Here is a 13,062-nt window from a genome sequence, read left to right as displayed (position 1 = left end):
GCTCTTCAGCGCCGATGGTAGTTGGGGGTTTCCCCCTGTGAGAGTAGGACGCCGCCAAGCCATTTCAAAAGATCAGCCATCCGGCTGGTCTTTTTCTTCGTTTAATACCAGATCAATACACCAAATGGATGTTGAAGGGATCAAAGGTGGAACCTTCCGGACTTGATCCATTCAAATATTAAGAATGGCACCTTAGCTTGGCTTATTTTAAGGAATTGAACAATGCAGGGGTAATCATCATTAGGCATGGTTTTCAACAGTTCTGCCCACCATTCTGTTTCATAACGAGCTATTATGCTAAGGTTATAAGAAATCAAATAATGGATCAAAAGTTCAGGTAATGAAAAAGCTGACGAATCTTTGTTTAGTGATAGCATGAACTGTCCTTCTGCTAAATTATATCGTATTGGGGACGTGGCATTATGATTGGGGACGCCATCTGTTTTAAAATGCAGTGTCCCAGGAGCTTCTGAAATACTGTAAACTTGATTCGTTTTTGCTTTCAAAAATTCTTCCAACCGACTGCTGGACATCTGATAGGTATCCAATACTGCTGAAGGTAATTGAAAGCCATTCAAAGATGGTAACATGGCGATGAAATTTTTCTTTGAAACAGACCATGTAAAGTTTTGCATATCTGGGATTTCCTTCATTAATGTTCCCATGGAAAACTTTTCACCTTCCAGATGCTTGATGTGAAATAACTTCTCGGCAATGCAGGTGAAAAGTCCATTCTTTTGCGTTTTCACTTCGTCCTTTAAAAATTCATATTGTTGTTTTTTCTTTTTTCTTGTTGTTACCCCATGGGCAAGCATCGAAGTTGATTCCGGATAGTAAGGATCAATCGTGAGCAGACATGCCTTTAATAATTGTGCGAATCCATAAAATGTAAGTATTGGTTGTATGGAAAGTGGTGCAATGGCAGCCTGATTATAATAAGTTTTAGCATGTTCAAGATGGTAAATAAATGGATAACAATTATCGTAACTTTTTATTTCCGCTTCTGCTATTTTTTCGTGCGTGTAACATTTTTGTAAAAAAAGTTGTGAGGAAGATGCGGAAAAAAAAGGTGTATATTTATCGAAATTATCATTGTTTTCAGGCATTGCAGCTATCCTCCGAATTAATAGAATAATCAAACTTTTATTTCTCTTCTTGACAGTAGTATGTCCTATTGATAACCTACAAATAATATTTTTAAGCAGGAGGGGAAAATAATGTGGGAAAATAAATTTGCAAAAGAAGGTTTAACCTTTGATGATGTCCTATTAATTCCAGCGAAATCAGAGGTTTTGCCGAAAGATGTTAACCTTCAAGTCAACTTAGCTGAAAACTTAAGGCTCAACCTTCCTATCATCAGCGCAGGAATGGATACCGTGACGGAAGCTGAGATGGCAATTGCCATGGCTCGTCAAGGCGGATTGGGTATCATTCATAAAAATATGTCCATTGAAGCACAAGCTGAACTGGTGGATAAAGTAAAACGTTCAGAAAGCGGTGTAATTACCGATCCATTTTTCTTAACGCCGGATCACCAAGTATTCGATGCAGAGCATTTAATGGGTAAATATCGCATTTCAGGTGTTCCTGTAGTCAACAATATAGAGGATCAAAAGCTTGTGGGTATCATTACAAACCGTGATTTGCGATTTATTTCCGATTTTTCCTTGAAGATTTCCAGTGTCATGACTGTAGAGAATCTGGTCACAGCGCCAGTGGGAACTAACTTGGAACAAGCAGAGAAGATTCTTCAAAAATACAAAATTGAAAAGCTTCCCCTTGTGGACGATAATGGTGTCCTTAAAGGACTTATTACGATCAAGGATATCGAGAAAGTCATCGAGTTCCCGAATTCGGCGAAAGATAAGCAAGGAAGATTACTTGCAGGTGCTGCAGTCGGCGTGACCAAGGATACAATGAAGCGTGTCGAAATGCTGGTTAAATCCCATGTCGATGCAATTGTACTTGATACTGCTCACGGTCATTCAGAAGGCGTCCTTGAAATGGTGAAGGAAATCCGCGGGACATATCCTGAATTGACGATCATTGCCGGTAATGTGGCAACAGCCGAAGGTACGAAAGCATTGATCGAAGCTGGAGCTGATGTAGTGAAAGTGGGAATCGGACCTGGGTCAATCTGTACGACAAGGGTTGTAGCTGGTGTAGGTGTTCCGCAAATCACGGCAGTCTTCGATTGTGCGACAGAAGCAAGAAAACATGGTAAAACGATCATTGCTGATGGCGGAATCAAATACTCTGGTGATATCGTTAAAGCCCTAGCTGCAGGCGGACATGCAGTAATGCTTGGCAGTATGCTTGCCGGTGTAACTGAAAGCCCAGGCGAAACGGAAATTTTCCAAGGCCGCCGATTTAAAGTGTATCGGGGTATGGGCTCTGTTGCTGCAATGGAAAAGGGATCTAAAGATCGCTACTTCCAAGAAGATAACAAAAAATTCGTACCGGAAGGCATCGAAGGCCGCCTTCCATATAAAGGACCTTTATCAGATACCATTTTCCAGCTGATTGGCGGCATTCGTTCAGGTATGGGATATTGCGGTACAGCAACATTGGAAGAGTTGAGGGAAAACTCTCAATTTGTCAAAATGACTGGTGCCGGATTAAGGGAAAGCCATCCTCATGACGTCCAAATTACAAAAGAAGCACCGAACTACTCAATGTAATGAATTTAACATATAATCGTCATTAAAATTTATTGTTAAAATAGACAGAGTCTGCGATTACTCTGTCTATTTTTTTTATTTTTTCTGTGATAAACTAGACAAGGTGTCAAGGGAATTACATAAAGTTTCTTCTTTGTAATAGAGATTAGCTTAAAAGTTGGAGGTATTGGAAATTGAAAAAAATCAGCAAGATGACCCTCATTTTCACTTTTGTTTTTGTTCTTGTTATGTCGCAATTTGCCTATCAACCGGGGGAAGCTGTTGCTGAATCTGATAATTTAGGTTTAAAAGCAGAGGCAGCCATCATCATTGATGGTGAAACAGGACAAATCGTGTATGAAAAAAATGCCGATAAAGTATTAGGGATTGCATCCATGTCTAAAATGATGACAGAGTACATCATAATGGAGTCAATTGAAAATGGGAAAATCAGTTGGGATCAAAAAGTTAAAATAAATAAATACGTACATGACCTTTCAAAAGCACCCAATTTGTCGAATGTCGGGTTAACGGAAGGTGAAGATTATACAGTTAAGGAACTATATCAAGCTATGGCCGTCTATTCCGGAAATGCGGCAACAGTAGCTTTAGCACAGCTAGTTTCCGGTAGTGAAAAGAGCTTCGTTAAGTTAATGAACGAAAAAGCGAAGGAATTAGGCTTGAAAAAACATAAATTCGTTAATGCCAGCGGCTTGAATAACAGCGATTTATTAGGGCAATTTCCTTCAGGTGATGAAGATGATGAAAATATCATGACAGCAAAAGATACTGCACTTCTTGCTTATCGTTTAATAAATGATTATCCGGAAGTGTTGAAAATCGCCAGCATCCCTAAATTGAAGTTCCGTGATGGAAAAGAATATCCGAACTTCAACTGGATGCTGCCTGGACTGATATTTGAATATAAAGGCGTAGATGGACTAAAAACGGGATCTACTGACTTTGCCGGATATGGACACACAGGGACGGTTATCCAGGACGGTCAGCGCTATATCACGGTGGTCATGAAGTCCACTAATAAAAACGAACGTTTTGCGGATAGCACTAAGCTTATGAACTATGCTTATGCAACCTTTAAAAAGGAAAAAGTCCTTCCTGCCAACTACCAGGTGAAAGGGAAAGAAACACTTTCTGTAGTGAAAGGCAAGGAAAAAGACGTTAAGATTCAATCTGAAAAAGCGATCGAGCTACTTGTTGAAAATGGTGAGAAAGACAACTATAAAACAGATTTAGTGATCGATAAAAACAAATTGAATGATGATGGTAAGCTGACTGCACCAATCAAAAAAGGTGAAAAGCTAGGTTACATCACAGTCACTCCTAAAAAAGGTGAAGATTACGGGTACATCAACGGAGATCAGGTTAAGGTTAACGTCGTAGCTGCTGAATCTGTTGAAAAGGCAAACTGGTTCGTACTATCAATGCGAGCGGTTGGCGGATTCTTTGGTGACGTATGGAGCAGTGTAGCTTCCACTGTTAAAGGCTGGTTTTAAGTTTCACGTATAAAACGGTTGCGTAATGTATAAAATTATAGTACATTATGGAAAACAATCTGATTATATAAGAAAGCATTGACAGGAAATAGTAACAAGTATTTCTTTCTATAGAGAGCCGATGGCTGGTGGAAATCGGTGTGAGAGTTTTGTGAATCCCTCCTGGAGCAGAGTATGGAAAGCCCTTTTGGGTCAGTAAGTACTTTCGGTTAAAAGCCGTTATCGTGATAAGTGGTAGGCGTTTTAGATAGGCCTTCAACTAGGGTGGCAACGCGGGTTAACTCTCGTCCCTTCTTCAGGGGACGGGAGTTTTTTGCGTTCTTTGATAAAACATAAAAATATTAAGGAGGAACTGAAAATGTTGGATTTGAAATATGTAAGAAATAATTTTGAAGAAGTGAAGCGTGTATTGCAATTTAGAGGAGAAGATTTGACCGATTTAGGTAAATTCGAGGAACTGGATGTAAAGCGTCGGGCTTTGATTGCTGAGACGGAAAAGTTGAAAAGCCAAAGAAATGAAGTTTCACAGCAAGTGGCTGTATTGAAACGGGAAAAAAAAGATGCAGATCAGCTGATTGCCCAAATGCGTGAAGTTGGTGACCGTATCAAAGGGTTCGATGATGAACTTCGTGAAGTGGAAGCCCAGTTGGAAACATTACTTCTTTCCATTCCGAACATTCCGCATGAAAGTGTGCCTGTTGGTGAGACGGAAGACGATAATGTCGAAATCCGTAAATGGGGAGAACTACCGGAATTCAAGTTTGAACCGAAACCACACTGGGATGTAGCCGGAGATCTAGGTATCCTGGATTTTGAACGGGCAGCAAAAGTGACCGGAAGCCGATTTGTATTTTATAGGGGCCTTGGTGCTCGATTAGAACGTGCATTAATTAGCTTTATGTTAGACCTTCATGTTGAGGAACATGGATATGAAGAAATGCTGCCACCATATATGGTTAACCGTGCAAGCATGACTGGCACAGGTCAATTGCCAAAATTCGAAGAGGATGCTTTCCGTATTGAAAGTGATGATTACTTCTTGATTCCTACAGCTGAAGTCCCGGTGACAAACTTCCATCGTGATGAAATCATGAGCATGGACGATCTGCCGATAAGCTATGCGGCATACAGTGCTTCTTTCCGTTCAGAGGCAGGATCTGCAGGTCGTGATACACGCGGGTTAATTCGTCAGCACCAGTTCAATAAAGTTGAACTAGTGAAATTCGTGAAGCCGGAAGATTCTTATGCAGAGTTGGAAAACCTTACAGGGCATGCCGAAAAGGTCCTTCAATTGCTAGGTCTTCCATACCGAGTGCTAAGCATGTGTACGGGAGATCTTGGTTTCACAGCTGCTAAAAAGTATGATATCGAGGTTTGGATCCCGAGCTATGGAACGTACCGCGAAATTTCTTCTTGCAGTAACTTTGAAGCATTCCAGGCTAGACGGGCAAATATCCGCTTCAGACGTGATGCAAAAGGCAAACCGGAACACGTCCATACTCTAAATGGATCAGGTTTGGCAATCGGCCGTACAGTCGCAGCCCTTTTGGAAAATTATCAGCAGGAAGATGGCAGTGTTATCATTCCTGAAGTATTACGTCCATATATGCGCGGTGCGGAAGTCATAAAACCGTAAGTCAAAAGGAATCAGCTTCCGATTAAAGAGGCTGATTCTCCTTTTTATCTAAGTTTGAAAATTATTTTAAAAAACTTTATAGAGGGCTTGACTTTAATTTTAAATCCATGTAATATAATAAATGTTGATACGGAGGTATACCCAAGTTCGGCTGAAGGGATCGGTCTTGAAAACCGACAGGGGAGTCAAATCCCGCGGGGGTTCGAATCCCTCTACCTCCTCCATAACTTATTAATAACCACAGCGCATAAATTGGATATCGATGAATTCCGTTACAGATATGTAACGGAATTTTTGTTTTCTAATATATTAAAAAACCACCGGATAACCGGTGGTTTTTCTGTTTATACATTTCGCAGCAACTTGGTTTGCTCCATATATTCGGCAATCCGTTTTATAAGAGGTTCGATGCTTGCTTCATCCTGCATAAGGTCATATTCGTTTATATTTAATCGAAGGACAGGGCAAGCGTTGAATTGATCAATCCATTCTTCGTAACGGCCGTGCATTTCCTGCCAATATTCAATTGGGGTATGCTGTTCCATTGGACGGCCTCGCTCTTGGATCCGGTCTAGGATATCATCGAGCGAACCTTCGAGATAGATAAGTAAATCAGGGTGCGGGAAGTATGGCGTCATTACCATGGCGTTGAAAAGGCTTGTATACGTTTCGTAGTCCACATCATTCATCGTGCCTTTTTCATAATGCATTTTTGCAAATATCCCGGTGTCTTCATAAATGGAACGGTCTTGGATAAAACCGCCGCCATATTCGAAGATTTTTTTTTGCTCTTTAAAACGTTCAGCGAGGAAATAAATTTGCAGGTGGAAACTCCAGCGATTAAAATCATCGTAAAACTTATCCAGGTAGGGGTTCGTATCAACCTTTTCAAATGATGTCCTGAATTGAAGGGCATCGGCTAACGCATTGGTCATGGTCGATTTTCCTACGCCAACCGTCCCTGCTATCGTAATGACGGCGTTGTTTGGAATATTATATTTCTTTCGTAAGTTCATTTGACTTTACTCCTTTGTGCAGGGCATTCTCTATTTGGCTGATTATCGTTTTCAAATCATCCTTGTTCCCGACAAAATCCAGCTCATCTCCGTTGAATGTAAGAACAGGGATATCAGGGTGCTGTTTCTCAAATGTTTTCATGAATGTTCGATAATCCGCGGATAACTGCTCTAAATATATGGAGGATATATTTTCTTCGAATTCACGACCTCTTTTACCGATTCGGGAGAGAAGAGTATCAAGACTTGCGTTTAAATAAATCACCATATTAGGTTTAGGCATATCCCGTGTTAAAATATTGAATATCTCAAGGTATTTATTGTATTGTTCGTTCTTTAACGTTCTTTCAGCAAATATCAAGTTCTTGAATATATGATAATCAGCCACCACGGCTTGGTCATTAGTAAGATACTTTTTTTCGATATCTTCCAATTGTTTATAACGGTTACACAGAAAAAACATTTCTGTTTGAAAGCTCCACTCATCAATATCTTTATAGAATTTCCCGAGAAATGGATTTTCATCGACAATTTCCCTTAATAATGAAATCTGAAAATGATCTGCGATAACTTTTGCAAGTGATGTTTTTCCCACGCCGATTGGTCCTTCGACAGTGATAAATGGGGTGGATTTCATCCAATCTGTCCTCCTTCATGAGGTATCAAGCTGAAATTCCCGGTCATAGGATTTTCGCCAAGAGATATTGTATCACAGACTTGGGACTTTAGTGACATTTTTGTCAGGTTGATAAAGAAAGAGAATGAAAGAGTGTTATTGGGGGATGTAGGTTAGTGCCCTTGTTCGATTGAAGGCTTAAAAGTCTTCGCCTTCTTTTATGGATGCCTTGAGAACATGGTTCATCATCTTTAATGCGTAATGATTATCTTCCTTTGATGCAGAAGCGATGCAATCCTTCGGAATCCATAATTTATATTCCCGCATGTAGGCATCATTGGCTGTGAATAGGACGCAGATGTTTCCGGCTATTCCAGTAATGATCAATGTTTCCACGTTTAATCGTTTAAGCAGTGTATTGAGTGCCGTCCCATAAAATGCGGAGTGCTTCGGCTTGATGAGAAAGAATTCGTCTTGTTGAGGTTTTATTCTTTCGATTAATGAGGCATTTCCTTCATTCTTACATCTGGCAATAATTTTATCGAAGTCAGCCTGCCATAAATCATAATGATCATTGATATAAATGATTGGAAAACCCTTTTCTTTCATTTGCTTTTTCAATTTCAAAATCGGATCGACGATAGGCTTCGTATGTGCCAGGAGCATATTCCCGTATTTGAAATCAAAATCATTGATCATATCGATGATAAGCAATGCAAAAGAAGGCGTTTCAGGTCGATTCATGGTATATCCTCCTATATTGTGAGAATTTACTTGCGGCACGTATGCCGCATGCGTTACTATTCATTAGAACAAGTAGTATGACCTTTATTTTGTCTTATATTTGTCTGTTTACTCCTACTTAATATAAGGGGGTTTTTTTTTGAAGGATGATGTTTATTACATGAATTTAGCTATAATGGAAGCGAAAAAGGCGCAGATGTTGAATGAAGTGCCGATTGGCGCTTTAATCGTGATAGATGATCAAGTTATTTCGACGGGGCATAACCTGAGGGAAACGGAACAGAATGCGACGGCACATGCGGAGCTGCTTGCAATCAACGAGGCTTGCCGTGCTACTGGCAGTTGGCGTCTTGAAGATGCAACATTATATGTAACGCTGGAGCCTTGTCCCATGTGTGCTGGTGCCATCTTGCAATCAAGGGTAAAAAGGGTTGTTTTTGGGGCCCATGACCCAAAGGCTGGCTGTGCGGGGACATTCATGGATTTACTCCAAGATGAACGCTTCAACCATCAATGTGATGTAACAAGCGGTGTATTAGGGGAAGAGTGCGGCTGGATATTGACTTCTTTTTTTAAAGAGCTTAGGAATAGAAAGAAAATGTTGAAAAGAGATCAAGCACTCAAAATTGCCGAGGAAAATAAATAGGTGAAAAACGAATGTTGAAATGAGGCTTTGCTTCATTTGATAAATTTGGAATCAAACTGTCCATGAACAACACTTGCGTTTTTTTTGTTACCTTAGTATAATGAATTATGCGTCGACATGACGCTTTGAAATTGGTATTACTTTTGCCGTGCTAGACGGGGAGGTAGCGGTGCCCTGTACTCGCAATCCGCTCTAGCGAGGTTGAATCCCTTCTCGAGGTTAGCATTCTGTAGGGCCTGCCTTAAGTAAGTGGTGTTGACGCCCGGGTCCTGCGCAATGGGACTCCATGAACCATGTCAGGTCCGGAAGGAAGCAGCATTAAGTGGAAGTTCTCATGTGCCGCAGGGTTGCCTGGGCCGAGCTAACTGCTTAAGTAACGCTTATGGTTGCTAATCGACAGAAGGTGCACGGCAGTTATTTTACATAAACAAAAAACTCATTCGTTTCGGGTGGGTTTTTTTTTATGCCAAGAAGGTAAAGCGCTTGGCATTTTTGAAAAAAATGAAGCAATGATAGAATTTCTTTTTAGACTTTGATATAAAGGAAATCAGTAATGTATAATAAACAAGGTGGAGAAAAAAAGGAGGGATTTCCGTGGGGTATCAAGCATTATACCGGGTATGGCGGCCACAACAATTCATTGATGTAGTCGGGCAGGAACATGTAACGAAAACGTTGCAGAATGCCTTGGTCGGGCAGAAGGTTTCGCATGCCTACTTATTTTCCGGTCCGCGTGGAACAGGGAAAACAAGTGCCGCCAAAATTCTGGCAAAGGCAGTGAATTGTGAGCATGCCCCGACAAGTGAGCCCTGTAACGAATGTGCTACCTGCCGCGGAATCACCGATGGCTCCATATCAGATGTTATAGAAATTGATGCAGCATCCAATAATGGTGTCGAGGAAATCCGTGACATTCGTGATAAGGTCAAATATGCACCGAACGCGGTTACATATAAAGTTTATATCATTGATGAGGTACACATGCTATCACAAGGTGCTTTCAATGCACTTTTAAAGACATTGGAAGAACCCCCGAAGCACGTGATTTTTATATTGGCGACGACTGAACCTCATAAGATTCCGCTAACGATCATTTCCCGTTGCCAAAGGTTTGATTTTAAAAGGATCCAGCCCCAAGATATAGTTGGCAGGATGTCACAGATCATCGCAGAAACAGGTGTTTCATGTGATGAACAAGCCCTGCATATCATTGCGAGGGCAGCCGAAGGCGGGATGCGGGATGCACTAAGCCTTCTTGATCAAGCGATATCCTTCAGTTCAGAGACGGTTTCTGTGGAAGATGCATTGACTGTCACCGGTTCTGTTTCGCAGGCGTTTTTAAGCCGGCTGGCAAAAGCTATATATGATAAAGAAGTAGCGGTGGCACTTGAAGTCCTTGAAGAATTGCTGGCCATGGGAAAAGACCCGGCTCGGTTCATTGAAGACATGATTTATTATTTCCGTGACATGCTTTTGTTTCAAACGGCACCGGCACTGGCAGAATCCTTCGAGCGTGTTTTGATAGATCCCCAATTTAAGGAATTGGCAGAAGTGATCTCTTCTGAATCGATTTACTCCATTATCGAAAGCTTCAATCAAACACAGCAGGATATGAAATGGACAAATCATCCAAGGATTTTCCTTGAAGTGGCACTTGTGAAATTATGTAATGAGCAAAGGCCAAATCAAAATGATAACGGGCAGCTACAGCAGCTGCAGCAGAAAATAGAAGATTTAGAGAAGAAATTGATTGAAATGCAGAAAAACGGCATTCCGGCAGCCATGACTGAAAAGCCTGCAGAGCAGGCTAAGGCGCAAAGGGCCGTTAAAAAGGCATATAAAGCACCTGCCGGAAAGATCAATCAAGTTTTGAAACAAGCTACAAAGCCAGGTCTTAATGCTGTGAAAAGTAAGTGGGGGGAAGTGCTTGAGCAGTTAGGACAGCAAAACCAAAAGTCATTGGCAGCTTTATTAACGGAGGCAGAACCTGTTGCTGCGTCAACTGAAGCTTTTGTGGTAAAATTCAAATATGATATTCATTGTCAAATGGCAATGGAAAATAACCGTTTCGTGGAAGTGATAGCCTCGATCATGCAGCAATTGACCGGACACCGAATGGAGATAGCTGGAGTTCCGGAGAGCCAGTGGCAAAGGTTGCGGGAGGACTTCATCTCAACACAGCAGTTCGACGGTCCCGAAGAAACGGAATCAAAAGAAGAAGACCCCTTTATAGCAGAGGCTAGGAAATTAGTCGGCGATGATTTACTTGAAATTAAAGAATAATTGGAGGTAAGAAAAATGGGTATGCGCGGTGGTAATATGCAGAACATGATGAAACAAATGCAAAAGATGCAAAAGAAGATGGCAGAGGCACAAGAAGAATTAGGTGAAAAAAAGGTTGAAGGAACTGCTGGCGGTGGAATGGTAACGGTCATCGTGACTGGACATAAAGAAATCGTCGATGTAATCATCAAACCGGAAGTTGTCGATCCGGATGATATCGATATGCTTCAGGATTTAGTTCTGGCTGCGACTAACGATGCTTTGAAAAAGGCGGAAGAACTGACAAACCAAACGATGGGACAATTCACTAAGGGAATGAACCTTCCGGGTATGTTTTAAGCAAGTTCAAAAGAAACTTCCTTTCAGGGGGTTTCTTTTGAAATTTTTAGGAGGAATTCGATGCATTATCCAGAACCAATTTCCAAGCTCATTGACAGTTTTATGAAATTGCCGGGGATTGGTCCTAAAACGGCTGCTCGATTAGCCTTTCATGTACTAAGCATGAAGGAAGATACTGTTTTGGATTTTGCAAAGGCACTTGTTAATGCTAAGCGGAATCTTATGTATTGCTCAGTCTGTGGTCATATTACAGATCAAGATCCCTGTTATATCTGCGAAGATCAAAAGAGGGACAGAAGTTTGATTTGTGTGGTTCAGGACCCTAAAGATGTAATAGCTATGGAAAAGATGAGAGAGTTCAATGGTTTATACCATGTACTGCATGGCAGTATTTCCCCGATGGACGGAATCGGTCCGGAAGATATAAATATTCCTGATTTATTAAAGCGCCTGCAAGATGAAACAGTGCTGGAGGTCATTTTGGCTACTAATCCTAACATTGAAGGTGAAGCGACAGCCATGTATATTTCGCGGTTGCTTAGACCTTCAGGAATCAAAGTGACCCGAATTGCCCACGGACTTCCTGTTGGCGGAGATTTGGAGTATGCGGATGAAGTGACGCTATCAAAAGCAATTGAAGGAAGAAGAGAAATATAAGGTAGCTGGGAGGACTTCACTTGTTCTTTCGTAAAAAAAAGAAACTTCGGAATGAATTCAATGATTCATTAATCGAAGAGCTTGAACAGTTGAAATGGAATTGGCATAATCAAAAATCATTACTTGAAAAAAGCGTTGATCCATCTGAGGAAGTAATCGCCCAAACGAGACTGGCGGAAGTGAAATATTTCTACTTATTCAGGGAAGTTAAAAGAAGGAATGTCCGCTTAAAAAGATGATAAGGAAATGGCTGTGAAGGATTTCGTATTCCTCATGGCCATTTTTTCAGTTCTTAATCCATCGATTCCTTCATATAAGTGTAGTACAAGCTTGCGGGGAGGAATGAGTTTGGAACCAGTTGTCTTTGTTGCCGTAATTGGCGGCCTGATTTTAATGCTCCTTATTATCGGGGCGCCATTAAGACCCGTCCGGTTCATAGGGCAGGGGATTATAAAGATCATTATCGGTGCAGCATTTTTGTTCTTTTTGAATACACTTGGGAATCAAGCGGGCATTCATGTCCCTATCAACCCTGTTACCTCGGCAGTCGCCGGCTTGCTTGGAATACCGGGAGTTGCCGCTTTGGCAGCCATTGGCTATTGGGTTATCTAAAGGAATAGCGTAGAAGTCATCGTATGAAAACCTCATGGATATTTCCTTGGGGTTTTTATCATGTTATAGTTTTTTTTAAAAAAACTAATTAAACCATTGACGATAACTCATCAACCTGATAATATATTAGGAGTCGCCAATAACGACATCACAAATTGCTCAATTAAAAAAACAATTTAAAAAAGTTGTTGACATTAGATTGGGTAAGTGATAAGATAATAAAGTCGCTTACGAAGTAACGACAATAAATTGCTCTTTGAAAACTGAACAAAACAAAGCGCCAACGTTAAATTTTAAGTGAGCACACACTATCAAAAAAGCAAATGAGCAAGTCAAACA

The 13,062-nt window shown here is 40.9% G+C and carries 13 protein-coding genes, 1 tRNA gene, 1 other RNA gene and 1 other annotated feature; of the genes, 11 read left to right on the top strand and 4 right to left on the bottom strand.

What is annotated here, in order from left to right:
• Window positions 1-140 precede the first annotated feature (140 nt).
• Complete coding sequence (locus tag ACIROD_RS26135) at window positions 141-1,106, bottom strand: YaaC family protein (protein ID WP_402945640.1); 966 nt, start codon at window positions 1,104-1,106, stop codon at window positions 141-143.
• Window positions 1,107-1,217: 111 nt separating this feature from the next.
• Between ACIROD_RS26135 and guaB the strand changes: the two genes are divergently transcribed.
• From guaB to ACIROD_RS26115, 4 genes are all read left to right on the top strand, one after another.
• Entirely contained in the window at window positions 1,218-2,681 is a 1,464-nt protein-coding gene (gene guaB / locus ACIROD_RS26130) for an IMP dehydrogenase (RefSeq protein ID WP_101226085.1), read from the top strand.
• A 173-nt stretch (window positions 2,682-2,854) separates the two neighbouring features.
• Entirely contained in the window at window positions 2,855-4,174 is a 1,320-nt protein-coding gene (locus tag ACIROD_RS26125) for a D-alanyl-D-alanine carboxypeptidase family protein (RefSeq protein WP_402945638.1), read from the top strand.
• A gap of 69 nt (window positions 4,175-4,243) precedes the next feature.
• Window positions 4,244-4,469 (top strand) — a binding site (T-box leader).
• A 63-nt stretch (window positions 4,470-4,532) separates the two neighbouring features.
• Window positions 4,533-5,810: a serine--tRNA ligase gene (serS, locus tag ACIROD_RS26120; RefSeq protein WP_260358077.1), complete on the top strand. Its 1,278-nt coding sequence runs from the start codon at window positions 4,533-4,535 to the stop codon at window positions 5,808-5,810.
• Between the two features lie 131 nt (window positions 5,811-5,941).
• Window positions 5,942-6,034: transfer RNA gene (locus ACIROD_RS26115), tRNA-Ser, on the top strand.
• Window positions 6,035-6,154: 120 nt separating this feature from the next.
• Here ACIROD_RS26115 and ACIROD_RS26110 read toward each other — a convergent pair.
• The 3 genes from ACIROD_RS26110 to ACIROD_RS26100 form a co-directional block, all read right to left on the bottom strand.
• Complete coding sequence (locus tag ACIROD_RS26110) at window positions 6,155-6,826, bottom strand: deoxynucleoside kinase (protein WP_076373259.1); 672 nt, start codon at window positions 6,824-6,826, stop codon at window positions 6,155-6,157.
• Entirely contained in the window at window positions 6,804-7,463 is a 660-nt protein-coding gene (locus tag ACIROD_RS26105; RefSeq protein WP_402945632.1) for a deoxynucleoside kinase, read from the bottom strand. Before ACIROD_RS26105 ends, ACIROD_RS26110 begins: the two co-directional genes overlap by 23 nt.
• Window positions 7,464-7,640: 177 nt before the next feature.
• A complete protein-coding gene (locus tag ACIROD_RS26100) occupies window positions 7,641-8,186 on the bottom strand; it encodes a cysteine hydrolase family protein (protein WP_402945629.1) in 546 nt (181 codons plus the stop codon).
• 139 nt (window positions 8,187-8,325) lie between these two features.
• Between ACIROD_RS26100 and tadA the strand changes: the two genes are divergently transcribed.
• The 7 genes from tadA (at window position 8,326) to ACIROD_RS26065 (ending at window position 12,723) form a co-directional block, all read left to right on the top strand.
• Complete coding sequence (tadA, locus tag ACIROD_RS26095; protein ID WP_101226081.1) at window positions 8,326-8,832, top strand: tRNA adenosine(34) deaminase TadA; 507 nt, start codon at window positions 8,326-8,328, stop codon at window positions 8,830-8,832.
• A 146-nt stretch (window positions 8,833-8,978) separates the two neighbouring features.
• Window positions 8,979-9,243: signal recognition particle sRNA large type (ffs, locus tag ACIROD_RS26090), an RNA gene on the top strand.
• Window positions 9,244-9,426: 183 nt separating this feature from the next.
• Window positions 9,427-11,115 (top strand): DNA polymerase III subunit gamma/tau, encoded by a 1,689-nt coding sequence (gene dnaX / locus ACIROD_RS26085; protein WP_260358075.1) that lies wholly within the window; start codon window positions 9,427-9,429, stop codon window positions 11,113-11,115.
• 21 nt (window positions 11,116-11,136) lie between these two features.
• Complete coding sequence (locus ACIROD_RS26080) at window positions 11,137-11,454, top strand: YbaB/EbfC family nucleoid-associated protein (RefSeq protein WP_101226088.1); 318 nt, start codon at window positions 11,137-11,139, stop codon at window positions 11,452-11,454.
• A gap of 60 nt (window positions 11,455-11,514) precedes the next feature.
• Window positions 11,515-12,111: a recombination mediator RecR gene (recR, locus tag ACIROD_RS26075; protein ID WP_034316264.1), complete on the top strand. Its 597-nt coding sequence runs from the start codon at window positions 11,515-11,517 to the stop codon at window positions 12,109-12,111.
• A 20-nt stretch (window positions 12,112-12,131) separates the two neighbouring features.
• The gene (locus tag ACIROD_RS26070) at window positions 12,132-12,350 is read left to right on the top strand and encodes a YaaL family protein (protein WP_034316261.1); all 219 of its coding nucleotides are present in this window, start codon (window positions 12,132-12,134) and stop codon (window positions 12,348-12,350) included.
• A 109-nt stretch (window positions 12,351-12,459) separates the two neighbouring features.
• Window positions 12,460-12,723 (top strand): pro-sigmaK processing inhibitor BofA family protein, encoded by a 264-nt coding sequence (locus ACIROD_RS26065; RefSeq protein ID WP_061143380.1) that lies wholly within the window; start codon window positions 12,460-12,462, stop codon window positions 12,721-12,723.
• Window positions 12,724-13,062: the final 339 nt, after the last annotated feature.

It is taken from the genome of Peribacillus sp. NPDC101481 (assembly GCF_044767165.1).
Lineage (GTDB): Bacteria > Bacillota > Bacilli > Bacillales > DSM-1321 > Peribacillus.
The sequence above is the reverse complement of the archived record's forward strand: the minus strand, read 5'-3'. Positions and strand labels throughout refer to the sequence as shown.